This window comes from Amycolatopsis sp. NPDC005961 (genome assembly GCF_040629235.1).
In the GTDB taxonomy this organism is placed as follows: Bacteria; Actinomycetota; Actinomycetes; order Mycobacteriales; family Pseudonocardiaceae; genus Amycolatopsis; species Amycolatopsis camponoti.
The window spans coordinates 77,582-98,871 of the sequence record NZ_JBEXVF010000015.1 but is presented as its reverse complement, the minus strand read 5'-3'; the positions used below and the strand labels follow the sequence as shown (position 1 = coordinate 98,871).

The following is a 21,290-nucleotide window of genomic DNA, read 5'->3' as shown; positions in this document are numbered from 1 at the left end:
CGGGGACCTCCTGGAACGGCACTGAACCGAACACGATCCTTTGGCAACCACACAGAAGCGGTCAAGATACAACACCGAGATGGATCAGTGCCGAGGTAGTGTTAGCGCTAACTGTCCAGGTCCGCTGTCTCGAACCGGTCATCCACCGGACATCAGCGCGGGCCGGTGCTCTCCCGCACGATCAGCTCGGCCGGCACGAGGTGGCGCGCCCGCACGTCGCCGCCCGCCATGCGGTCCTCGAGGAGACCGAAGGTCTTCCGGCCGACCTCGATGAAGTCCTGGCGGACCGTCGTCAGCGGCGGGTTGAAGTACGCCGCCTCCGGGACGTCGTCGAAGCCGGCGACGTGGACGTCCTCCGGCACCCGGATCCCCGCCTCGGTGAACGCGCGCAGCACGCCCAACGCCATCTGGTCGTTGGCCGAGAACACCGCCTTCAGCCCGCGCTTGCCGACCAGCGACCGACCCGCCTCGTAGCCCGACCGCGGGCTCCAGTCGCCGCGCACGACCGCCGGCACCCGCAAGCCCCGCCGCTCCAGGGTCTCGCGCCAGCCGCGTTCGCGGTCGCGGGCCTCCAGCCAGTCCTCCGGCCCGGCGACGTGCCAGACCGTCCGGTGCCCCAGCGCCAAGAGGTGCTCGGTGGCGCGGCGGGCGCCGTCGTACTGGTCGACCGAGATCACCGGCACCGGCGCCGACTCGCCACCGCCGACGGCCACCACCGGGATGTCGCCGGGCACCGCGGCCAGCGCGCGGCCGGCCGTGACGTGCGGGGCGATGACGACGATCCCCTCGACCGCCTGGCGCCGCAGGCTCTCCACCGCGTCGCCGATCGACGTCCGGCCGGGCCGCGTGACACTGCAGATCGCGACGCCGTACCCGGCTTCGCGCGCCGCGTTCTCGATGCCGTACAACGTGCTCGCCGGCCCGTAGAGGTTCGACTCCAGCGCCACCACGCCGAGGGTGCCCGACCGGCCGGTCACCAGCGTCCGCGCGGCGGTGTTGGGCCGGTACCCGAGCTTGTGCACGGCGGCGAGGACCCGCTCCCGGGTCTCCGGGCGCACCGGCCCGCTCTCGTTCACCACGCGCGAAACGGTCATGTGCGACACCCCGGCCATGCCGGCGACGTCGGCGAGGCTGGGCTGCCGCGGTCCCGGTGCCGCCGTCCTGGCCTGCTCCCCCGGCTTCGCCCGGTCCACCACCCTGGCCCCCTCCACCTCGTGCTGCGTCACCACCGACGAGACCGTACCGCCGAACGGGCCGTTCCCGGCGGACGCCGGGCGCGTCAGGGCCGGCCGAGCGGGCCGGAGAGCGCTTTCACGACCGCGGTGACGTTCTGCGACGCCTTCGCCCAGGACGTGGCGGCGGGCTGGGCGGTCAGCACGACGACGATGTAGCGGCGCCCGCCGACGAGCCCGCTGGTGTGCAGGTTGCGGCCCGGGTCGCAGCAGGACCAGCCCTGCTTCACCGCCCAGTCGGCGCCCTCGACCGCGTCCGGGATGCCGAAGTACTGGTCGAAGCCGTCCGCGCCGTGTTCGGTGGCGCCGCCGAGGGCGCGCAGGACGATCTGCCGGGTGCCCGCGCCGGCCTCGTCCATCAGGTACCGGTAGGTGCGGACGAGGTCGGCGGCGGTCACGAGGGTGCTGCCCCAGTGCGCGGCGTCGGCGGGCGGGCTCGTCGACCGCAAGCCGATCCGCTTCGCCCACGACGTCACGATCGCGGGGCCGCCGAGCTTCGTCCACAGCCGACTTGCGACGTCGTCGTCGCTGCGCGAAAGCATCTCCGCGACTTCGTCGGCGGGCTCGCCCCGCCGCAGCGCTTCCAGCGCGATGAACAGCTTGACCAGCGACGCGGACGTGTAGGTCGCGTCCGGGCGGTAGGACACGACGTCCTGGTCGTTCTCGCGGTCGTGGACCAGCACGCTGAGCTTGCCGGGCACGAGCTTCGCCAGCGAGGCGCCGTCGGGCGCCGGCTGCCGCTTCGCCGAGGTCTCCGGCGGCGCGGAAGTCGCCGTCGTGGCCACGCTCGTGGTGTACGACGGTGCGGTCGCGAGCGCCGGTCCGGCCGCCGCCGCGGGGCCCGGCGGCCGGACCGCCGAGGCCACGACGAGCATCGCCACCACCGCCCCGGCGCAGGTCCCGGCCAGTAGCATCGCGGTTCCCCTGTGCATACCCGGCTCTTGTCCGCAGCCCCCGGTCCTGTTCGGCCGGAAGGGCCCGGATGTGGCCTGCGTCTCATCCGGCCGGGCGGTCGGGGACGCGAGCGGCGGGTCGCGACAACCAGTACCGTGACCAGAATCGTGGAACGGCTCGACCGGCCCGACCTCGCCGCGCGGGATCCGAAAGAGGTCTTCTCGCGGCTCTTCGACGAGTACGCCCATCCCCTGCGCGGATACCTCGCGGGCCGGGTGGGCGTGCACACCGCCGACGACCTCGTGGCGGAGACGTTCGTCGTCGCGTTGCGCAGACGCGCCAGCTACGACCCCGAGAAGGCCCCGATCCGCGGCTGGCTCTACGGGATCGCGACCAACCTGCTGCGCAACCACGTGCGGCACGAGGTGCGCGGGTTCCAGCTGACGGCGCGGGCCGGCGCCGAAGAGCGCCCGGAAGAGAACCACGACACCGCGGTGGCCGGCCGGGTCGACGCGGCCGCACGCCTGCGCCTCCTCGCCGGCGCGCTCGCCGCGCTGTCCGAAGAGGACCGTGACGTCCTGCTGCTCACCTCCTGGGCCGGGCTCGAACCCGCCGAAGTCGCCGAAGCGCTCGGCGTGCCCGCCAGCACGGTCCGCTCGCGCCTGCACCGCGTCCGCCACCGCCTCCAGGCCCAGCTCGTCCCCACCGAGGAGAACCCCCATGCCTGAGCTCGACGAAACCCTCGAGCTGCTCCACCGCGACGCCCGCACGGCACCCGCCGACCTCTCCGCGGCCCGCGCGAGGCTGATGGCCGAACTGGACGCCGGATCGACCGTCGTCCCGCTGCGGCCGAGGCGGACCCGCCGGTTCGCCCTGCCGGTCGCCGCCGCCGTGGCCGGGGTGGTCGCGGTGACGGTCGTCGTCGTCCAGACCGGTTCGTCCGGGCCCACCGCCGGGCCCGCCGGCCCGTCCCCCCTCGCGAGCGCGACCCCGGGCCCGAGCCGGAACCCGACCGCGAACTGGCCCGACATCAAGCTGATGTCGGCGGTGCAGGTGCTGAACCGGGCGGCCGACCTCAGCGTCGGCGCGGTCGACCAGCCCGTCGGTCCCGGGCAGTTCCGGTACGTCGGCGAGCACACGTGGGTCGGGCGCGGCGTCCACACCGGGGAGACGACCGGCTACACCTACCTGTGGGAGCAGCAGGTCGACCTCTGGATCCCGGCCGACACCCACGACGTCTGGCAGCAGAATCGCAAGATCCTCACCACCGGGAAGTTCCTCGGCGGTTCGCAGCCGCAGGCCCAGTCCCCCGAGCCGGAGATCACGGACACCGACCAGGGGCAGTGGCAGGGCCGCTGCGGCGACTTCTTCCCGAAGTCGAAGCCGGCGAAGAAGTGCGACGACCCGGCCGACTGGGACAGCCCCGCGTTCTACGCGACGCTGCCGCACGACCCGGCGGCGCTGTACGCGAAGCTGCGGAGCCTGACGAAGGGCCGCGGCTCGACGCCGTCGGCGATGTTCCACTTCGGCACCGAGATCCTCCGGGCCGGGCTGATGCCGGCCGGGCTGCGGGCGCAGTGGTACCGGGCGCTGGCGAAGATCCCGGGCATGACGATCCTGGCCGCGGAGACGAACCTCGACGGCCGCACCGGCGTCGCGCTCGGCCTCGACGACCGGCACGAGATCCGGCAGCTGATCATCGACCCGGTGACGGGCCAGTTCATCGGCGAGCGCACGGTGGCGGGCGCGGAGCCGGACGAGCCGTGGATCAAGCCGGGCACGGAGCTCGGCGCGAGCGCGATCACGACCGCGGTCGCCGGTCGCCTCGGCGAGGTTCCGGCCAAGTAGCGAACCGGCCGGCGCCCGGAGCGGGGTGCCGGCCGGCCACCGGCTACGGTCGAGTCCGTGGTGGCCGTCCTGCTCCTCGCGGTACCGGTCGGTGTCTTCATCGGCATGATCGGCATCGGCGGCGTCCTCCTGCCGCCCGCGCTCACCTGGCTCGCCGGGCTCGACATCCACACCGCGGCGGGCACCAGCAGCTGGTGCTTCCTGTTCACCGGGATCGTCGGTACCACCGCCTACGCGCGCCACCAGGCCATGCCGTGGCGCTTCGGCGGCCGGCTCACCCTCGGCGCGGCACCGGCCGCGGCGGCCGGCGCGCTCGTCAACGGCGTCGTCCCGGCGACCGTCCTCTGGCTGTTCCTCGCGACCGTGACCGCCGGCTCCGGCGCCTTCAACCTCTGGGCACGGCCCCGCGAAGCACGTGAACTGCCCGCGCCCGCCGCGGTCGCGGTCGGGGCGGTCGTCGGGTTCGGCTCGGCGCTGACCGGCACGGGCGGGCCGGTGCTGCTCGTCCCGGTGCTGCTCGCGCTCGGCGTGCCCGCGCTGACGACGATCGCGGCCGGGCAACTGATCCAGCTACCGCTCGTGGGCTTCGCGACGCTCGGCTACGCGGCGCAGGGCTCCGTCCACTTCGGACTCGGCAGCGTCCTCGGCGTCCTGGCCGGCGCCGGCACGCTGCTCGGCACCCGCCTCGCGCGAAAGCTGCGCGGGCGCCACCTCCACCGCGTCGCCTCGGCGGCCCTCGTCGGCTTCGGCGCCTTCCTCTTCGTCCTCCCGTTCCTCCCCCGGTAGAAGCGAAAGCCGCCGGCTCGAGCAGTTCCCCCGCGAACACCTCGCTCAGGCGGGCGCGAGGCGCACGCAGCACAAGCCGGGCTCCGGATCGAGGCCGGCGCGCAGCCGGTGCTCACCCGCGCCGGCGAGCATGCCTTCGACCAGCCCCAGGCTCATCTCGCAGACCAGCCGCGGGTGCGTCCGGGCCAGCCGCTGGAACGGGCAGTTGCCGAGCAGCACCCCGTCGCCTTCGACGCGCGGCTCGAACCCGTGCTCCTCGAGCGTGGCGACGACGTCCGCGGCACCGGCGGCCACCTCGGCCCCGTGCTCGCGGGCGCGCCGCGCCAGGATTTCGCGCGCCGGGCCGCCGGTCGCGTCGGCCTCCTCGACGGCGGATGCCAAGAGCTCGCCGGCCAGCTCGTAGTGCCGCTCGGGCACCGAGACGCTGACCTGCCGGTCGGAGCGGTGGTAGAGCTTCGCCGGGCGGCCCGCGCCCGGCCCGGTGCGGCCGGAGCGGCGCTCGTACTCGACGACCAGGAGCCGCTCCGCCACCAGCCGGTCCAGGTGGAAGGCGACGGTCGCCCGCGGTACGGCGAGAGCCGAAGCGACGTCGTCACGGCTCACCGGTTCCGGGCGCCGGACGACGTACTCGTACAGCCGCCGGCGCGTCGGCTCGTCGAGCGCCGCGACCGCGGCGAGCGCGCCGGCCTGGGACTTGTGCATCCGAGCACTCTAAAACACACAACCGTTGACGAAAACCTCGGAGGGCTTCTAACGTCGGCTCGTCTTGGTTTTAGAAGGAGGCTTCCGTGACCGTCGATCCCGTCCGTGAACCGGTGCCGCTGCGGCACCTGGGTGTCGTCCACGACCGCGACGCCATGGACCTGCCGGCGGCGGAACGCGCGGTCGCCGACCTGCTGCGGGCGCTGGGGAAGGACCCGTCGTCCGAGCACCTGGGCGACACGCCGCGGCGGGTCGCCCACGCCTACGCGGAGATGCTGCAGCCGCGCGACTTCCAGCTGACGACGTTCCCGAACGACGAGGGCTACGACGAGCTCGTGCTGGCCAAGAGCATCCCGGTGCAGTCGTTGTGCGAGCACCACCTGCTGCCCTTCCGCGGCGTCGCGCACGTGGGCTACCTCCCCGGCGAGCGGATCCTCGGCCTGTCGAAGCTCGCCCGCGTCGTCGAGATGTTCGCGCGCGACCTGCAGGTGCAGGAGCGGCTGACCAAGCAGGTCGCGGACTGGCTGCAGGAGCACCTGGCGCCGAAGGGCGTCGGCGTCGTGATCGAAGCCGAGCACCTGTGCATGTCACTGCGCGGGGTGCGGGCGATCGGCGCGCTCACCGTCACGTCGTCCCTGCACGGGCTGCTGCGCGAGGAACCCAAGACGCGGCAGGAGTTCTTCGCGCTGACCGGGGTGAGTGCCTGACGGACGCCGCCGGCGCGGAGGCGCCGGCCGATCCCGCGCGTCCGCTCACGAGCCGGCCGCGCCGGCTGTCCGGTCGTGGGCGGTGAGCCCGGCTCACCGCCCACGACCCCCGAACCGCTAGTTGTCCCGCCGGTGCCGCCCGCCGCGTGATCCGGCGATCGCGCGCACCCGCAGCTCCAGGTCGCCCCGGCGGGAGCGGCGCGCGTACTCCAGCAACGCCTCCACCTGCTCCTGCGGCAGCCACCCTTGATCCGCCCCGGCCTCCAGCCGCAGCAGGTGCGTGACCAGCTCGCGTGAATCCTCGTCGTGCTCGCCGGCCAGCTCCGCGAACCGGCAGGCCGCGTCCGCCTCGCCGTCGCACCACGCCGTCATCGCCAGGAGCGTCGCCGTCGCCGTCAGGATGTCGCCGCGGTGGATGCCCCCTTCCGCCGCCAGGTGCTCCGCCAGCTGGAAGCTGCGCGTGCCGACGCCGCCGGCGCCTTCCCGGCGCACGGCTCTGGCCAGCGCCTTGATCTGCTGCGTGACATAGTCCCCGCTCGACAACCCCGACATGCTGTCCCCTCTGCCGCGCACGACAACTCGTGCGTCACCCGACAGGTGTATCGCATTTGCGGCCAGATACGTCGGATGCCCGACCGGTTTCCGCCGAGTGGGCGTGCGATCAGGACGAACGGCCGCCGTCGGCGCGTCGCTGCGACACGTACACCGCCGCCGAAGTGCGCCGCTCGACCCCGAGCTTGTGCAGCACCGAAGACACGTAGTTCTTCACCGTCTTCTCCGCCAGGAACAGCCGCTCCGCGATCTGCCGGTTGGTCAGGCCTTCGGCGACCAGGTCCAGCACCCGCCGCTCCTGCGGGCTGAGCTGCTCGTACCGCGGGTCCGGGGCCGCCACGTCCTCGCCGCGCAGCTTGTTCATCACCGACGCGGTCAGCGTGGCGTCCAGCAGCGAGCCGCCGACGGCGACCGTGCGGACGGCGTCGACCAGCGACCGGCCGGAGACCTGCTTGAGCATGTACCCGGCCGCGCCCGCCATGATCGCGCCGAAGAGCGCGTCGTCGTCCGAATAGGACGTCAGCATCAGGCAGGCCGGCGCCGGCTCGACCGTCGAGCGGATCTCGCGGCACACCTCGACGCCCTGGCCGTCGGGCAACCGGACGTCGAGGATCGCCACGTCCGGGCGGGCCTGCGGGATCCGGACCAGCGCCTCGGCCGCGGTTCCCGCCTCGCCGACCACCTCGATGTCCTCTTCGGACTCGAAGACGGTCTTCAGGCCGGTGCGGACCAGCTCGTGGTCGTCCAGCAGGAACACCGAGATCGTCATCGTCCACTCCCCTGCTCGCCGGTCCGTGCCGGCAGCTCCGCGGTCCATTCCAGCCGGGAGCCGCCACCGTCGGCGGCCACCAGGTCGCAGGTCCCGCCCCACCTGGCCGCGCGCGCGGCCAGGTTGGCGAGCCCGCTGACACGCTCGCGCTCCGGCGGCGGGCCGGTGCCGTCGTCGCGCACCACCAGGCTGAGGTGCCGGCCGGCGCCGTCCACGGTGACGTCGACCGACGACGACGTCGCCCCGGCGTGGCGGGCCACGTTCGTCAGCGCCTCGCGCAGCGACGCGAGCAGGTCGGACCGGACGGCGTCGGGCACCGCGGCGTCGAGCGGCCCGTCGAAGCCGACGCGCGGCTCGAAGCCCAGCGTGTCGCGCGCGTCGACGGCGACGCGCAGCAGCTCGGCGCGCAGGCTTCCCTGCGCCTGGGCGGGCGCCTGCAGCGAGAAGATGCTGTTGCGGATCTCGCGGATCGTGCCGTCGAGGTCCTGGGCGAACCCGGCGACGCGCGCCCCGACGGCCGGATCGGCGATCAGCCTGCTGACGCCCTCGAGCCCGAGACCGGTCGCGAACAACCGCTGGATGACCAGGTCGTGCAGGTCGCGGGCGATCCGGTCGCGGTCGGAGAACACCGCCAGCTGCTGGCGCACCTCCTGCGCCCGGGAGAACTCGACGGCGAGCGCGGCGTGCCCGGCGAAGGTCTCGGCCAGCTGGACCTCGGTCGGGGTGAACGGCGTCTTGTCCCGGAACTTCGCGACGACCAGCACGCCCAGCGTCTCGTCCCCGACCAGCAGCGGCACCGAGATCGCCGAGTCCAGGTCCTTGATCATCGCCGGCATCGCCCCGGCGAGGTCGCGCTGCTGCTCCTGCACGCGGTCGCCGTAGTCGCGCACGACGACCGGGCGGCGGGTGGTGAACGCGACCCCGGTGGCCGTCCCTTCGGTCGGCACGGTCACGCCGGTGAGCCGGTCGGCGTCCTCCCCCGGCGGCTCGACGACGTCGAACACCAGCCGCCCCGGCCCGTCGGGCAGCGCGATCGCGCCGGCGGTACCGCCGCCGACCACGCGCGCGCGTTCGGCGACGAGCCTCAGCGTGGCCCGAAGGTCTTGCGCGGCGAGCAGTGCGCTCGTGACGTCGTAGGACGCTTCGAGCCAGCGTTCGCGGCGGCGCATCTGGTCGACGAGCATCGCCTTGTCGACGGCCATCGCGGTCGCGGCGACGAGCGCGCCCACCACCTCGCGCTCGCGGAGGCCGAGCTCGCGGCCGGGCGCGGGCTCGATCACGAACCGGCCGAACGTCTTCGGCCCGGCCCGCACCGGCAGCTCGACCACCCCGTTGCCGCCGGCCCGCCCGTATTCGGCGACGGCACCTTCGGGACCCGTCACCTCGACGCGGCCGTGCCGCGCGCCGACGAGGTCGCAGACCGTCGTCACCGCGGTGCGCAGTACCGCCGGAACTTCCAGCTCCCGCGCGATCCCGGCCACCGCGGCCAGGATCGCCGGCATGCCGATTTCGTCCGCCACTTCCCGCCGACCCCACATGAGCCCGATCCCGGGGGTGTCCCCGGGCCGTCAAGGGTCCCACAGGCGACTGCCCGTGTCGGCCCAATCCGGTTCGTCCATCCGGTGGGTCGATCGGAAGAGTCCGTTTGTTACTCCGCGTGGCAGGCGATGCGGTGGCCGGTGATGGTCTCCGCCGGAATCCGCAGGAACCGGCGGCCGGCGAGGCCCGGGCACGGGCACGGGCAGGCGATCCCGGCGTCGTCGGCCGGCGACTCGGTGGCGCGTCCCAGCAGGCTCACGTACCAGCCGGCGCCGAAGTCGTCGGCGAAGTCGTCGGCTTCGAACGCCACGACGGCGTCGCGGGCGCCCGCGTAGAGGGGGCTGCTGGTCGGGACGGCGAACACGACGGCGTCGTCGACGACGACGTAGCGCACCGGCCGGACGGCCGGCATGGCCCGGTGGGTGAAGATCACCCGGCCGAGGCTCGACTTCCGGAGCAGCGCGAGGCACTCCTGCCGGTCGAGCAGCAGCCCGAAGCCCACGTCGTCCACCATCGCGTCCCTGCGTTTCTCCCTGTGAAAAATCCCCGATCGCCAGCGTGATCGAGGGGCCGAGGCCGCCGATAGGGCCGTTCGGCCCGGCCCCTCCCGGACGTCACGGGACGCACACCGGAGGGACCCGCGCCAGGGCCGGAAGACCCGGGCCGCGGCGGCCGCCCGGCCGGTGTGGCGGCCACGAGGGGTGACCTAGCGTCGTGACCGTCCGTTGCCGAGGAGAGGTGAGACCCGATGCCTCCGCAGTCCGCCGCGGGCGAACCCGCGACGTTCAGCCTCGATCCGGAGCAGGTCCGGTCCGCGATGACCGGCAACCGAGCCGCGATCGCGGGTGTGCTGCGCGCGCTGCGGCCGATGGTGTTCCGCTACTGCCTCGGCCGGCTCGGCACGTGGCAGGACGGTTCGTCGGACGCCGAGGACTGCGCGCAGGACGTGCTCATGGCGGTCGTCGGCGCGCTGCCGGGGTATCGCTACGAGGCCGACGGGTTCCTGGCGTTCGTGTTCGGCATCGCGGCGCACAAGGTGTCCGACGTCCACCGCAAGCGCGCCCGCGACCGCACGAGCCCGGTGGCCGAGCCCCCGGCCGAGCCCCCGGCCGAGCGCTGGACGGGCGGCGACCCGACGGGCGAAGAGGTCGAGCGCGCGGCGGGCCTGGACTGGTCGGCGGGACTGCTCGACACGCTCCCGCCGCGCCAGCGGGAGATCTTGGTGCTGCGCATCATCTTGGGCCTCTCGGCCGAGGAGACGGCGGCCGCGGTCGGCCTGGCCAGCGCGGGCGCGGTCCGGGTGGCCCAGCACCGGGCGTTGACGACGTTGCGGCGCGGGTTGCTGGCGCAGAAACGCGCGGCGTCCTGACGGGCGCGGCCGCGGTGGACCCGGGAATGCCGCATCGAGGGACTTGGCCTCCTTCGATACGGCATTCCCGACCTCGCTCGGCGCCGGGTCGTCGGCACGCCCCGTTCCCCTATCGAGAAGACCTGCGGCGCCACCGGCCACGCCCCGCCGCACGGGGCCGCGTGCCCTGCGGCGTGCGATCATCCTCCCGTGCCTCCGCTGCTGATCGTCCTGGGCGGGCTGCCCGCCACCGGGAAGAGCACCGTCGCCGCGGAACTGGCGCGGCGTAGCGGTTTCTCCTTCCTGCGGGTGGACACCATCGAACACGCCATCGTCGGCAGCACTCCCCTGGCGCACCCGCTCGGGCCGGTCGGCTACGTCGTCGCGCAGGGGGTTGCCGGCGATCTGCTGCGCACCGGTGTCAGCGTCGTCGCCGAATGCGTCAACCCGCTCGCCCTCACCCGCGATGCCTGGCGGGACACCGGTTTCGCCGCCGGCGCGCGCGTGCTCGAGGCCGAGATCGTCTGCTCCGATCCCGCCGAACACCGGCGCCGCGCGGAGAGCCGGGACACCGGCATCCCGGGGCACGTCCCGCCCACCTGGGCGGCGATCACGGCCCGCGAGTACGAGCCGTGGACCCGCGACCGCCTCGTCGTCGACACCGCCCGGCTGCCCGTCGACGAGGCGGTGGCCGTCATCGAAGCGGCGGCGCGATCTCGTCGTTGACGCTCTCCAATCGCCGGCCGGTCGTGCGCGGGCCGAGCACCGCGATGTCCACCGCGACCACCACCAGCGCCGCGGCCACGACCAGGAACAGCGTCGTCGGGCCGTGCGAGTTCAGCAGCGGCACCAGCACGAACGGCATCGCGCCGCTCGCCAGCCGCGAGAGCGAGTAGGTGCCGCTCGACGCCGTCGAGCGCAGCGCCGTCGGGAAGATCTCGGCCTGGTAGATGTGGTAGGCGTTCGAGAACACGTTGCTGGTCGCGGTGTAGAGGAAGCCGAACACGAGGATCAGCGCCATCGAGCCCGAGTAGCCGAACGCGATGCCGAACACCGCCATCGCCAGCACCGAGCCGACCACCAGGTACTTCCGCTCGACGCGTTCCACGAGCGGCAGCGACAGCGCCGAGCCGACCGGGTAGCCGAGGTAGGTCAGCGCGGCGAACAGCAGCGACTGCGAGAGGGCGTATCCCTTGGCCGCCAGCACCAAGGGCACGAGCGTGCCGAAGCCGTAGTAGCCGAGCGTCTGCAGGATCTGGAAGACGACCATCATCCACGTGCGGCGGCGCAGTGCCGGCCCGAACAGCTCGCGGACCGGCGCGGCGGCGCGCTTGCGGGTGTTGCCGCGCGCCGGGGAGGCGTTTTCGTTGACGCCGCCGCGTGCTTCGGCCTCGAGCCCGGCCACCAGGTGCTCGGCCTCCTCGGTGCGGCCGACGGACTCCAGCCACCGCGGCGACTCGGGCAGGCCGCGCCGCAGCAGGAACACCGCGCCCGCGCCGAGAGCACCGATCACGAACAGCCAGCGCCAGCCGGCGATGCCGAAGATCTCGTGCTCGGTCAGGCCGCGGGCGAGGAAGCCGACGACCGGGAAGCCGCAAAAGGCGAGCGTGTACGCCCAGGCGATGAACCGGCCGCGCTTGCGGGCCGGCAGCAGGTCGGTGAGGTAGGTGTCGGCCAGCGGCGGCTCCGCGCCCAGGCCGATGCCCGCGAAGAACCGCGTCACCAGCAGCATCAGCGCGCTGCCGCTGAACGCGCCGAGCAGCGAGAACAGCGAGTAGAGGCCCAGGTTCAGCAGGAACGCGCCGCGGCGGCCGAACCGGTCGGCGAGCCGGCCGAGCAGCAGGGCCCCGAAGAACATACCGACGAACGTCGACGCCAGCAGCGGCGGCAGCTCCGCCTTCGTGAGCGAGAACTCCTGGACGAGCACCGAGCTGAGCACGCCGGTCAGGAAGACCTCGTAGAAGTCGAAGAACAGGCCGAGCCCGACGGCGACGGTGGCCCGCCGGTGCGTACGGGTGATGGGCAGCCGGTCGAGCCGGCCCGCGATCGTGCCGGTGTCCGGCACGGTGGCGTCGGGGATATTCGCCATCCGTCGTCTCCTTTGACTTCTCCACGATGTGGTTGGCCGACCCATAATGTGACGGTGGCCGCGCCGAGTCAAGGACAGCCGGGCACGGGTCATGGTGCGTTAACGGGCACCAGGGCGCCATCCGGCACGAACCGGGCGCTCGCGGCGTCCCGAGAACTCAGAGAGCGGCGACCTGCTCCACGCCGGGCCGGTGACCCAGCCGTTCCGAGGCGCGCCGCGCGGCCTCGACGACGACCGGCGCCAGGCGCGGTACGTCGGCCGGCGTCATGCGCTGGGTCGGCGCGCCGATCCCGATCGCCGCGCTGACCTCGCCGTTCAGGCCGAACACCGGCGCGCTGAGCGACGCCGCGCCGAGATCGCGTTCCTCGAAGCTGACCGCGTACCCCGCGTCGCGGATCTGGCGCAGCTGCTCGGAAAGCAGGTCGATGTCCACCGTCGTCCGCGGGGTGAACCGGGCCAGGCCGTGGCCGATCGCGTCCTTGACCGCCAGCTTGTCCCAGGCCAGGAACACCTTCCCGGCCGACCCGGCGTGCAACGGCATCACCATGCCGACGACGAACAGGCGCACCACCGGGTGCCGGGACTCGGCCAGCGAGATCACCGTGCGGTACGCGCCATCGCGGACGTACAGGCACGCTGTCTCGCCCGTTTCGTCGCGCAGCTGCTGCAGCACCGGCCGGGTCAGCCGGACGAGGTCGAGGCCGAACGTGCCCGGCGCCGCCCAGCGGACCAGCCCGAGCCCGACGCGGTAGGTGTCGTCGTAGCGGTCGAGGAAGCCTTCGCGCACCAGGTTGTGGACCAGCCGCTGGCAGGTGCTCGCCGGCAGCCCGGTCGAGCGGGTGATCTGCTGCAGCGTCAGCTCGGGGTCGTCGATCGTGAACGACTCGAGGATCTGCTTGAACTTGCGCAGGACCAGCACCGGCGTCGTGCCGCTGCGTTCTTCCTCTGCCATCGCCCCGCCCCGTGCCCGTGGTGTGCCGCACAGTCTATCCACGCTCCGCGCTGTTGACTCCGCGACACTCGCCCGTATTCTGGGTTTACAACTCACATCGTGGTTTGGAGTCGGGCATGAGTCAGCAAACCGGACCCCTGGCGGGCATCCGGGTGGTCGAACTGGGCAACTTCATCGCCGCGCCGACCGCCGGCCGGCTCCTGGCCGACTTCGGTGCCGACGTCGTCAAGGTCGAACGCCCGGGCACCGGGGACGAGCTCCGGCGGTGGCGGCTGCACGCCGGCGACACGTCCCTGCTGTTCCGCGCCCTCGGCCGCAACAAGCGCTCGGTGACCGTCGACCTGCGCCGCCCGGAAGGCCAGGACCTCGTCCGCACGCTCGCCGCCCGCAGCGACGTCCTGCTGGAGAACTTCCGCCCCGGCACCCTCGAACGCTGGGGCCTCGGTCCGGACGAGCTGCGCGCGCTCAACCCGCGGCTGGTCGTCGTCCGGGTCTCGGGGTACGGCCAGACCGGCCCCTACCGCGACCGTCCCGGCTTCGGCGGCGTGGCCGAGGCGATCGGCGGCCTGCGCGCGCTCACCGGTTATCCCGACCGGCCGCCCACGCGCGTCGGGGTCAGCCTCGCCGACTCCGTCGCCGGGCTCTACGCGGTGATCGGCGCGCTGATGGGCCTGCTCCGGCGCGACCGCGAGCCGGGTGCCACCCCGGGTGAAGTGGTCGACGTCGCGCTGTACGAAGCCGTCTATTCGCTGATGGAGTCACTGCTCCCGGACTACGCGGCGTTCGGCGTCGTGCGCGGACCGGCCGGCTCCGCACTGCCCGGGGTGGCGCCCTCCAACACCTACCGCTGCGCCGACGGCAAGTACATCGTGGTCAGCGGCAACGGCGACGCGATCTTCCGCCGGCTCATGCACAGCATCGGCCGGGACGACCTCGCCGGCGACCCGCGGCTCGCGGACAACGCCGGCCGGGTCGAGCACGCCGCGCTCCTCGACGGCGCGATCGGCGCGTGGACGGCGACACTCTCCCAGGAAGCCGCCGAAGCCGTGCTGCGCGAGGCGTCCGTCCCGTGTGGACCGATCCTGACCGCCGCGGACATCGCCAAGGACCCGCACTTCGAGGCGCGCGGGATGCACGAGCGGCACCACGTCCGCGGCCACGACGGCGAAGTCACCTTCCCCGGCATCGTGCCCACGCTGACCGAGCGCCCCGGCCGCACCCGCGCGCTCGGGCCGGAGCTGGGCGAACACACCGAGGCCGTGCTCGCCGAGCTCGGCGTCACCGGCGAGGCGGTCACCCGCCTCCGCGAGAGTGGAGTGATCTGACCATGACCGAAGTGCTCCTCACCGAGGTCGTGCTGCGCGACGGCCTGCAGGACGAAGCCGTCACCGTGCCGACCCACGAGAAGGTCCGGCTCGCCCGCGGCCTAATCGACGCCGGGGTGCGGTCCCTGGAGGCCGGGTCGTTCGTCTCCGCGCGCCGGGTGCCGCAGATGGCCGACACCGGCGAGGTGCTGCGGGCCTTGGCCGGCGCTCCGGCGACCCTGCACACGCTCGTGTTCACCGAACGCGGGGCGCGGCAGGCGATCGACGCCGGCGCGAAGTCGGTGCGGCTGGTCGTGTCGGCGAGCGACGGCCACAGCGTCGCCAACGCGGGCGTGCCGACGGCCGCGGCCCTCGACCGGCTGGCCGGGTGCGCCGAGCTGCTGGGTTCGGCCGGGGTGGCGGTGGAAGCGTCGGTCGCGACGGCGTTCGTGTGCCCGTTCGACGGCGACACGGACCCGGACCGCACCGCCGACGTGGCCGCGCGGCTGGGCCGAATGGGCGCGCGCGTGGTGCACCTCGCCGACACCATCGGCGCGGCGCGGCCGAGCCAGCTGCGCACGATCGTATCGGCGGTCCGGGACGAGCTGCCGGACGTCCCGCTCGGCCTGCACCTGCACAACACCTACGGCTTGGCGGCAGCGAACGCGTGGGAAGGGCTCGGCCTCGGCATTCGCCGGTTCGACGCGGCCCTGGGCGGCCTCGGCGGCTGCCCGTTCGCCCCGGGCGCGTCCGGGAACGTCGCGACGGACGACCTCGTCGACTTCTTCCACCGCGAAGGCATCGCGACCGGCATCGACGGGGGGAAACTGGCCACACTGCGGGACCAGGTGGGACTCGCGGTGGGCCACCGCTTGAACTCGGCGCTGTCCGCGATTCCCGCCGTTCCGGCGGCGCTGCGCTGACTCGATGCTGTGAATGGCAGGTTCTGGTCGCCGAACGGCAGGAATCAGCCATTCACGCCGGGTTCGGCCGGTCATTCGCCGAGCAGGCATTCAGCAGGCCTCACCCAGGTATACGGATGCGGGTTCAGGTCGGTTCAAAGTTTTTCGCCACATCGCCGGAAGCTGGACAACGCCCCGGTCAGCGGCCCAGGATGACCGCACCCCCGAGTACGCCGGAGAGGGACACGCGCGGCCGCCCAGCGTGATCCAGGTGCGGTCCGTCGCGCCCGCGTTTTTCGCGTACCCCATTCTTCGTCGATTCCCGGCGCCTTTTCGCGATCACCCGCGACTACGCAAACGGAACCCCGGCCTGACGGTTCGTAATGGGCGCAAATCCCTTCTTGCCCCGTGTCAAACCCCGGTGTAGCTTCCATCACGGAACGATAACCAGCCGGTTGACGGCATGGCCACGGGCAGGTGGCCGCGCACCCATCGATGTCGGGTCGGTGGCCGGTCCGGGAATCGTTCCGTCCCCGCCGACGCACTACCTGGTGAGCACGAGCCTGGGCTCGTCCCGCCAGTGTCGCGCCTTCCCGCCAGCCCGACACCCGGAGGATCCATCCATGTCCCGCACCCAAGGGCGCCATCGCATTTCCCGCAGAACCAAGATCGCGACCGGCGGTATCGCCCTCGCGCTCGCGGTCGGCGGCATCGTCGTCGCGACGACCACCGGCAACACCGGTGAAGCGAGCGCCGACGAGGCGAACCCCGCCTTCTTCGTCGACATCCTCAAGGTGCAGCCGAACCAGTTCGACCCACGCCCGGTCTACGGCGCGTCGACCGGCACCTTCACCGTCGACTGCGGCCGCAACGAGAACGGCCACTTCAACCCCGACAACTTCATCGCGCAGCCCGGTGTCCGCAACGGCGCCCAGCACCTGCACGACTACGTCGGCAACCTCTCGACGAACGCCGACTCGAACAACAAGAGCCTCGTCAAGGCCGGCACCACCTGCCGCAACGGCGACAAGTCCGCCTACTTCTGGCCGGTCGTGCGCATCGACACCGGCGAGGAGGAGAAGAACGAGCCCGCGAAGAAGCCCGACGGCGACCGCGCGCAGGCCGACCAGGAAGCCAAGACCGTCCAGGTCGCCTGCCCCGACGTCGCGAGCAAGCTCACCGACGTCCCCGACCAGGCCATGGCCGAGGTCGACAGCAACCTCGACCAGATCGACACGCAGACCGACGAGGCCAACCAGCGCATCGCGCAGACGCAGGGCCAGGGCGGCGCGAACTTCGTGCAGAACGCCATCCTCAACCCGCTGAAGGACCGGCGGGCCGCGATCCTCGAGCGGATCGCCACCATCATCGCCCGGTTCGCGCCGAAGCCGAAGGACCTCGGTGGGCTCGCGCCGTGCGCGCCGAAGCCGGGCAAGGACACCGGGACGCCCACTCCGCCGCCGAGCACCACGGCGGGCGGCGCGCTGCCGGGCCAGGACGAGAACAACGAGCTGCCGGGCAACGACGGCAAGATCCTGCGCCCGCAGAAGGTGCAGATCACCTTCCGCGGCAGCCCGGTGGGCAAGGTCGTGGCGATGCCGAAGTTCCTGCGCGTGCTCTACGGCGACGCGAAGGTCTCGACGAACGGGCCGGCGAACGCCCGCGCGAGCTGGACGTGCACCGGGTTCGAGAACCGCGTCACGGACAAGTACCCGATCTGCCCGCAGAACAGCAAGGTCAAGCGGATCCACACGTTCCCGAGCTGCTGGGACGGGAAGAACACCGACAGCACGAACCACCGCACGCACATCGTGTTCCCGGACCAGTTCGGCCAGTGCGCCAAGGGGTTCAAGGCCGTACCGCAGCTGCAGATCTCGCTGACCTACGACATCCCGCACGACATCCAGGTCAAGAAGCAGTACAAAGTGGACGCTTTCCCGCAGGAGAAGCACAACCCGGGTTCCGACCACGACGACTTCGCCAACGTGATGTCGCAGCGGATCATGAACGGGCTGGTCAACTGCGTGAACCGCGGCAAGAACTGCCGGGCCTGACCTCCCCTCTCGCGGAAAGCCGGCGGCGCAGCGTGCACTGCGCCGCCGGCTTGTGCGGTTGAATGACCGGCATGGTCACCGGTGACGAGGTCCGCGCGTTCGCCCTGACGCTCCCCCGCGCCTACGAGGCGTTCGTGCGTGACCGGGCCAAGTTCCGGGTCGGGCAGATCGTGTTCGCCGCGCTCTCCCGGGACGAGACCGAGCTGGGGTTCGGGTATCCCCGCGACCAGCGGGAAGCGCTGGTGACGGGCGAGCCGGACAAGTTCCTGATGCCCGAGCCTTCGGACCTGCGTTACCAGTGGGTCCGCTGCCGCCTGGCGGCGATCGACGCGGAAGAGATGCGCGAGCTGGTGCTGGACGCGTGGCGGATGTGCGTGCCCAAGAAGGTCTGGAACGCCTACGCGGAGACGCACCCGCTCTGAGCGAGGGCCTCTTCGGTCACCACGCGGAGCCCGGCCACGACGGCGAACGCCAGCACGGCCATCACCACGAACACCGCCCGTAGCCCGAAGGCCTGGGCGATCGCCCCGCCGGCCAGGGCGCCGAGGGACTTCGTGCCCCACGCGACGAGCCGGTGGCTGCTGTTGAGCCGCCCGAGCAGGCGGTCGGGCGTGAGCTGCTGGCGCAGCGAGACCATCACGACGTTCGACACCAGGATTCCCACGCCGCCGAGGAAAAAGGCGGCGCCGGCCACGTACGGGTTCGCCGTCACGGCGAGCGCGCCGACGACGATGCCGCCGATCGGCCACGAAACCCACAGCGCGCGGACGCGGCCCAGCCGGCGTTCGACCGCCTCGGCGATCAGCGATCCGACCAGGCCACCGGCCGCGCTGGTCGCCATCAGCAGCCCGAAGGCGGGTTCGGACAGTCCCATCGCCGATCCCGGGCCCACCGCGTAAAGGACGAGGACGGCGAAGGTCGCTCCGGTGGCGAAGTTGAACGTGCCGGTCATGACGGAAAACGTCCGCAGCACCCGGTGGCGCAGCAGGAAACGCAGGCCCTCGGCGATGTCCGCGCGCAGGGTGGTGGGTTTCTCGCGCGGAACCCGGTACTCGCCGCGCACGAGCAGCAGGGCCGCGACGGCCACCGCCCACAGCGCCACCGGCGTGACGAGCGCGGCGACGACCCCCGCCGCGGCCAGCACCCCGGCGAGCGGCGGGCCGGCGAACTCGTTGGCCGTCTGCTCGGCCGCGAACATCCGGCCGTTGGCGCGAGCCAGCTGCGCCCGCCCGACGACCTGCGGGACGATCGACTGCGCCGCGGTGTCGTAGATCGTCTCCGCGCAGCCGACACCGAGCGCCGCCACGTACAGCGCCCAGATCGATCCCCCGCCGAAGACGGTCAGCAGCGCGACGCCGCCGAGAAGCCCGCCGCGCACGAAATTGGCGGCGAGCATCGCGCGGCGGCGGTCGAGCCGGTCGACCAGCGCGCCGGCGGGCAGCGCGAACAGCAGCCACGGCAGGCTGAAGGCGAAGGCGAGCCCGGCGATGAGCACCGGCTCGCGGGTGTAACCGACCGCGACCAGCGGCAACGCGACCTTGAGGACGCCGTCGGCGAGGCTGGACAGGCCGGCGGCGGACCACAGGCGCCAGAACACGGGGTTCATGAATGGAGGATCGCACATCGATGGGCTTTTCTCCATCGATGTGACCGGATCCCATCGATGGACTACGCTCCGTTCATGACCGAACCCCGCCGGCGGCGCCCGGCGACGCCGGCGGAGGCCAAGGCCCTCGGCCACCCGCTGCGGCTGCGCATCATGCGGATGTGCCTGCTCGAGGAGCTGACGAACAAGCAGCTGGCCGACCGTCTCGACCGCGACCCCGGCACGGTCCTGCACCACGTGCGGCAGCTGGTGTCGGCGGGCCTGCTGAAGCCGGCCCCGGTCCGCACCGGCGCCAGTGGCGCACTGGAGAAGCCGTACAAGGCCGACAACGAGACGTGGTGGCTGGACGGCCCCCTGGCCGGAGCCGACGCCGAGACGCGGTTCGCGCCGATCGAGATCTTCCAGGAGGAGATCCGGGCGGCGGGGCCGGAGTCGGTCGCGGTCCACGAGAAGTTCCTGCTGCACCTGTCCCCCGACGAGATCGAGGAGCTGGACCGCCGGATCCTCGCGGTGCTGGACGAGTACGTGGCGACCGACCACGAGCGCACCGACCGGCCTGCGGTGGGCGGGATCTTCGTGCTGCACCTGGCCGACCCGAAACGTCGATGAATCTCGACACGGCGCCATTTTCCGATTTCGTTTGACGGCACCGGAATTATGCATTGCGGGAATCGATCATCCGGCGCTACGGCGGCCAGGTCGCGCGGAGTGTCGAGCTGCCGCGGTAGCACCCGGAGTCGGCGCAGTGCCGCGCGGCCGTCGCCCGTGAACTGCGCGACGCGGGCGCCGACCGCGATCCCCAGCTCGTCGCACTGGCCGAACGACTGCGCGCGCTCGTCGAAGCGCCCGGCCGGGCCGTGCTCGCCGAAGACCCCGTCGAGCGGGTCCAGCGGTCGAGCGCGCTGGGGATGATCCGGCAGATGCTGGACGGGCACATCACCCAGGTGCTCGGGTCCGCGCCCGGCACAGTCCCTGCCGGTCGGCGCGTCCTGCGTGTGCCGGACCCCGAACGGCGACATCGGCGGCGTGGTCGACTGACACCGGGCGGCCCCTGCCCGGGAGAGGTGGGCAGGGGCCGGGCCACTCGCTCACCCCCGGCCGGGGATGGTGGCCGGGGGTGCAGCACGCGGATCTCGCCGGAGGCACGGCCGACGACCCCGCGCGGTCCGTCGCGGGTCTCGCCACCCCCAGGGCCGGCGAGACCCGCTTCCGGTCACCGCGTCAGTGGTTCACCTTGAACCACGGCTGCGACCAGCCGAGGTAGGTCTGGCCCCACTTGCTCTTGATCTGCGCGATCGTCGTCTCGGTGTAGCTGCCGTAGCCGTTGATGTCGTTCGACAGGAACTTGCCGCCGCCGATCGAGATCATCGTGTGGCCCGCGCCGCTGCTCTTGAAGAACGCGAGCCCGCCGGCCGGGACCTGGTAGTCGCCCGGGTGCTTGTACGAGGCCGGGATCTGGGTCCAGTGGATGTAGGCCGTCTCCGAGCCGGAGGCGGTCCAGCCGTAGTTCTGCGCGTTGATCCGGTCGCACCAGCCCTCGTACGAGTCGAGGTCGTTCGTGTGGACGCGGGTCTTGGCGTAGGCCACGGCTTGCGCGCACGTCTTCGAGTCGCCGGTGCCCGCGGTGGAGCAGGTCAGCGTCGAGCCCGCGCAGTCGGGCGCGACCCGGCCGTCGGAGCCGGTGTAGACGTAGGCGTCGCTGACGTAGCCGTCGCCGACCTTGTCCCAGATGTCCGACGTGCCGTACTTGCCGTCGACGGTCGACCCGTTGGTCTGGCAGCTGATGGTCACGGCGGTGCCGTCGGCGATGCTGCCGACCGAGCCCGCGGTGGCGCTCGGGCTGGACCGCACGGTCAGCGGCGCGCCCGAGTCGGTGTGCACCGTGCCCGAGGCCGCCAGGGCCGGGGTGGCGCCGGCGAGCACGATCGCCGCGGCGATGCCGGCCACGGCGGCCGCCCGCTTCCCGATCCGAATTCTCATTTGTCCGTCCCTCCGGGATTCGTTGT

At 72.6% G+C, this 21,290-nt stretch carries 21 protein-coding genes and 1 pseudogene; 11 read left to right on the top strand and 11 right to left on the bottom strand.

The genetic code is table 11. The features are described 5' to 3' along the window. Positions 1–152: 152 nt before the first annotated feature. Positions 153–1,196, bottom strand: a complete 1,044-nt coding sequence (locus tag ABZ342_RS16515; protein ID WP_360473667.1) for a LacI family DNA-binding transcriptional regulator — start codon at positions 1,194–1,196, stop codon at positions 153–155. 83 nt (positions 1,197–1,279) lie between these two features. Continuing rightward, positions 1,280–2,164, bottom strand: coding sequence for a hypothetical protein (locus tag ABZ342_RS16510; RefSeq protein WP_360473557.1), 885 nt, complete (start codon positions 2,162–2,164; stop codon positions 1,280–1,282). Between the two features lie 117 nt (positions 2,165–2,281). On the opposite strand from ABZ342_RS16510, the gene ABZ342_RS16505 reads away from it, so the two are divergent. From ABZ342_RS16505 to ABZ342_RS16495, 3 genes and pseudogenes are all read left to right on the top strand, one after another. Continuing rightward, positions 2,282–2,854, top strand: coding sequence for an RNA polymerase sigma factor (locus ABZ342_RS16505; RefSeq protein ID WP_360473555.1), 573 nt, complete (start codon positions 2,282–2,284; stop codon positions 2,852–2,854). Continuing rightward, complete coding sequence (locus ABZ342_RS16500) at positions 2,847–3,974, top strand: CU044_5270 family protein (RefSeq protein WP_360473553.1); 1,128 nt, start codon at positions 2,847–2,849, stop codon at positions 3,972–3,974. The genes ABZ342_RS16505 and ABZ342_RS16500 overlap by 8 nt, the downstream gene beginning before the upstream one ends. A gap of 51 nt (positions 3,975–4,025) precedes the next feature. Further along, positions 4,026–4,760 (top strand): annotated as a pseudogene (locus tag ABZ342_RS16495) (sulfite exporter TauE/SafE family protein); the annotation flags it as partial. Positions 4,761–4,805: 45 nt separating this feature from the next. Here the strand turns inward: ABZ342_RS16495 and ABZ342_RS16490 are convergent. Then, entirely contained in the window at positions 4,806–5,462 is a 657-nt protein-coding gene (locus ABZ342_RS16490; protein WP_360473551.1) for a helix-turn-helix domain-containing protein, read from the bottom strand. Positions 5,463–5,548: 86 nt separating this feature from the next. Between ABZ342_RS16490 and folE the strand changes: the two genes are divergently transcribed. After that, positions 5,549–6,169 carry a GTP cyclohydrolase I FolE gene (folE, locus tag ABZ342_RS16485; protein WP_155543711.1) on the top strand — a complete coding sequence of 207 codons (621 nt, stop codon included), beginning with the start codon at positions 5,549–5,551 and terminating at the stop codon, positions 6,167–6,169. Between the two features lie 117 nt (positions 6,170–6,286). On the opposite strand, the gene ABZ342_RS16480 is transcribed toward folE, so the two are convergent. From ABZ342_RS16480 to ABZ342_RS16465, 4 genes are all read right to left on the bottom strand, one after another. Continuing rightward, positions 6,287–6,721: a hypothetical protein gene (locus ABZ342_RS16480; protein WP_155543710.1), complete on the bottom strand. Its 435-nt coding sequence runs from the start codon at positions 6,719–6,721 to the stop codon at positions 6,287–6,289. A gap of 109 nt (positions 6,722–6,830) precedes the next feature. Continuing rightward, positions 6,831–7,490: a response regulator transcription factor gene (locus tag ABZ342_RS16475; protein ID WP_155543709.1), complete on the bottom strand. Its 660-nt coding sequence runs from the start codon at positions 7,488–7,490 to the stop codon at positions 6,831–6,833. After that, the gene (locus tag ABZ342_RS16470) at positions 7,487–8,992 is read right to left on the bottom strand and encodes a GAF domain-containing protein (RefSeq protein ID WP_360473665.1); all 1,506 of its coding nucleotides are present in this window, start codon (positions 8,990–8,992) and stop codon (positions 7,487–7,489) included. The genes ABZ342_RS16475 and ABZ342_RS16470 overlap by 4 nt, the downstream gene beginning before the upstream one ends. A 146-nt stretch (positions 8,993–9,138) precedes the next feature. Then, a complete protein-coding gene (locus ABZ342_RS16465; RefSeq protein ID WP_360473548.1) occupies positions 9,139–9,543 on the bottom strand; it encodes a pyridoxamine 5'-phosphate oxidase family protein in 405 nt (134 codons plus the stop codon). A gap of 234 nt (positions 9,544–9,777) precedes the next feature. Here ABZ342_RS16465 and ABZ342_RS16460 point away from each other — a divergent pair, with 234 nt between their 5' ends. Together ABZ342_RS16460 and ABZ342_RS16455 are read left to right on the top strand one after the other, a co-directional pair. Beyond that, positions 9,778–10,398 carry a sigma-70 family RNA polymerase sigma factor gene (locus ABZ342_RS16460; RefSeq protein WP_360473546.1) on the top strand — a complete coding sequence of 207 codons (621 nt, stop codon included), beginning with the start codon at positions 9,778–9,780 and terminating at the stop codon, positions 10,396–10,398. Between the two features lie 189 nt (positions 10,399–10,587). Then, positions 10,588–11,103: an AAA family ATPase gene (locus ABZ342_RS16455; RefSeq protein ID WP_360473544.1), complete on the top strand. Its 516-nt coding sequence runs from the start codon at positions 10,588–10,590 to the stop codon at positions 11,101–11,103. Here ABZ342_RS16455 and ABZ342_RS16450 read toward each other — a convergent pair. Then, positions 11,072–12,466 carry an MFS transporter gene (locus ABZ342_RS16450; protein WP_360473542.1) on the bottom strand — a complete coding sequence of 465 codons (1,395 nt, stop codon included), beginning with the start codon at positions 12,464–12,466 and terminating at the stop codon, positions 11,072–11,074. The genes ABZ342_RS16455 and ABZ342_RS16450 overlap by 32 nt on opposite strands. Positions 12,467–12,623: 157 nt before the next feature. After that, positions 12,624–13,418: an IclR family transcriptional regulator gene (locus tag ABZ342_RS16445; protein ID WP_360473540.1), complete on the bottom strand. Its 795-nt coding sequence runs from the start codon at positions 13,416–13,418 to the stop codon at positions 12,624–12,626. 116 nt (positions 13,419–13,534) lie between these two features. Between ABZ342_RS16445 and ABZ342_RS16440 the strand changes: the two genes are divergently transcribed. The 4 genes from ABZ342_RS16440 to ABZ342_RS16425 all read left to right on the top strand — a co-directional run bounded on the left by ABZ342_RS16440 (position 13,535) and on the right by ABZ342_RS16425 (position 18,100). After that, positions 13,535–14,743, top strand: a complete 1,209-nt coding sequence (locus tag ABZ342_RS16440; protein WP_360473538.1) for a CaiB/BaiF CoA-transferase family protein — start codon at positions 13,535–13,537, stop codon at positions 14,741–14,743. A gap of 2 nt (positions 14,744–14,745) precedes the next feature. Next, a complete protein-coding gene (locus ABZ342_RS16435; protein WP_360473536.1) occupies positions 14,746–15,645 on the top strand; it encodes a hydroxymethylglutaryl-CoA lyase in 900 nt (299 codons plus the stop codon). Positions 15,646–16,247: 602 nt separating this feature from the next. Beyond that, on the top strand, positions 16,248–17,678 hold the full coding sequence (locus ABZ342_RS16430; protein ID WP_360473534.1) for a DUF1996 domain-containing protein: 1,431 nt from the start codon (positions 16,248–16,250) through the stop codon (positions 17,676–17,678). Positions 17,679–17,749: 71 nt separating this feature from the next. Further along, positions 17,750–18,100: an MmcQ/YjbR family DNA-binding protein gene (locus ABZ342_RS16425; protein WP_155543701.1), complete on the top strand. Its 351-nt coding sequence runs from the start codon at positions 17,750–17,752 to the stop codon at positions 18,098–18,100. Here ABZ342_RS16425 and ABZ342_RS16420 read toward each other — a convergent pair. Further along, the gene (locus tag ABZ342_RS16420) at positions 18,076–19,284 is read right to left on the bottom strand and encodes an MFS transporter (protein ID WP_360473532.1); all 1,209 of its coding nucleotides are present in this window, start codon (positions 19,282–19,284) and stop codon (positions 18,076–18,078) included. The two genes, ABZ342_RS16425 and ABZ342_RS16420, sit on opposite strands and share 25 nt — an antisense overlap. A 75-nt stretch (positions 19,285–19,359) precedes the next feature. Here ABZ342_RS16420 and ABZ342_RS16415 point away from each other — a divergent pair, with 75 nt between their 5' ends. After that, positions 19,360–19,893 (top strand): winged helix-turn-helix domain-containing protein, encoded by a 534-nt coding sequence (locus tag ABZ342_RS16415; RefSeq protein WP_360473530.1) that lies wholly within the window; start codon positions 19,360–19,362, stop codon positions 19,891–19,893. A gap of 612 nt (positions 19,894–20,505) precedes the next feature. Here ABZ342_RS16415 and ABZ342_RS16410 read toward each other — a convergent pair. After that, entirely contained in the window at positions 20,506–21,264 is a 759-nt protein-coding gene (locus ABZ342_RS16410; RefSeq protein WP_360473528.1) for a hypothetical protein, read from the bottom strand. Between the last annotated feature and the right edge of the window lie 26 nt (positions 21,265–21,290).

Coding starts and splice junctions, on each gene's coding strand:
- ABZ342_RS16435 (WP_360473536.1), top strand. CDS start 14,746: ATGACCGAAGTGCTCCTCACCGAGGTCGTGCTGCGCGACGGCCTGCAG.
- ABZ342_RS16460 (WP_360473546.1), top strand. CDS start 9,778: ATGCCTCCGCAGTCCGCCGCGGGCGAACCCGCGACGTTCAGCCTCGAT.
- ABZ342_RS16415 (WP_360473530.1), top strand. CDS start 19,360: ATGACCGAACCCCGCCGGCGGCGCCCGGCGACGCCGGCGGAGGCCAAG.
- ABZ342_RS16425 (WP_155543701.1), top strand. CDS start 17,750: ATGGTCACCGGTGACGAGGTCCGCGCGTTCGCCCTGACGCTCCCCCGC.
- ABZ342_RS16465 (WP_360473548.1), bottom strand. CDS start 9,543: ATGGTGGACGACGTGGGCTTCGGGCTGCTGCTCGACCGGCAGGAGTGC.
- ABZ342_RS16510 (WP_360473557.1), bottom strand. CDS start 2,164: ATGCACAGGGGAACCGCGATGCTACTGGCCGGGACCTGCGCCGGGGCG.
- ABZ342_RS16440 (WP_360473538.1), top strand. CDS start 13,535: ATGAGTCAGCAAACCGGACCCCTGGCGGGCATCCGGGTGGTCGAACTG.
- ABZ342_RS16420 (WP_360473532.1), bottom strand. CDS start 19,284: ATGAACCCCGTGTTCTGGCGCCTGTGGTCCGCCGCCGGCCTGTCCAGC.
- ABZ342_RS16410 (WP_360473528.1), bottom strand. CDS start 21,264: ATGAGAATTCGGATCGGGAAGCGGGCGGCCGCCGTGGCCGGCATCGCC.
- ABZ342_RS16490 (WP_360473551.1), bottom strand. CDS start 5,462: ATGCACAAGTCCCAGGCCGGCGCGCTCGCCGCGGTCGCGGCGCTCGAC.
- ABZ342_RS16445 (WP_360473540.1), bottom strand. CDS start 13,418: ATGGCAGAGGAAGAACGCAGCGGCACGACGCCGGTGCTGGTCCTGCGC.
- ABZ342_RS16480 (WP_155543710.1), bottom strand. CDS start 6,721: ATGTCGGGGTTGTCGAGCGGGGACTATGTCACGCAGCAGATCAAGGCG.
- ABZ342_RS16450 (WP_360473542.1), bottom strand. CDS start 12,466: ATGGCGAATATCCCCGACGCCACCGTGCCGGACACCGGCACGATCGCG.
- ABZ342_RS16475 (WP_155543709.1), bottom strand. CDS start 7,490: ATGACGATCTCGGTGTTCCTGCTGGACGACCACGAGCTGGTCCGCACC.
- ABZ342_RS16430 (WP_360473534.1), top strand. CDS start 16,248: ATGTCCCGCACCCAAGGGCGCCATCGCATTTCCCGCAGAACCAAGATC.
- ABZ342_RS16470 (WP_360473665.1), bottom strand. CDS start 8,992: ATGCCGGCGATCCTGGCCGCGGTGGCCGGGATCGCGCGGGAGCTGGAA.
- ABZ342_RS16500 (WP_360473553.1), top strand. CDS start 2,847: ATGCCTGAGCTCGACGAAACCCTCGAGCTGCTCCACCGCGACGCCCGC.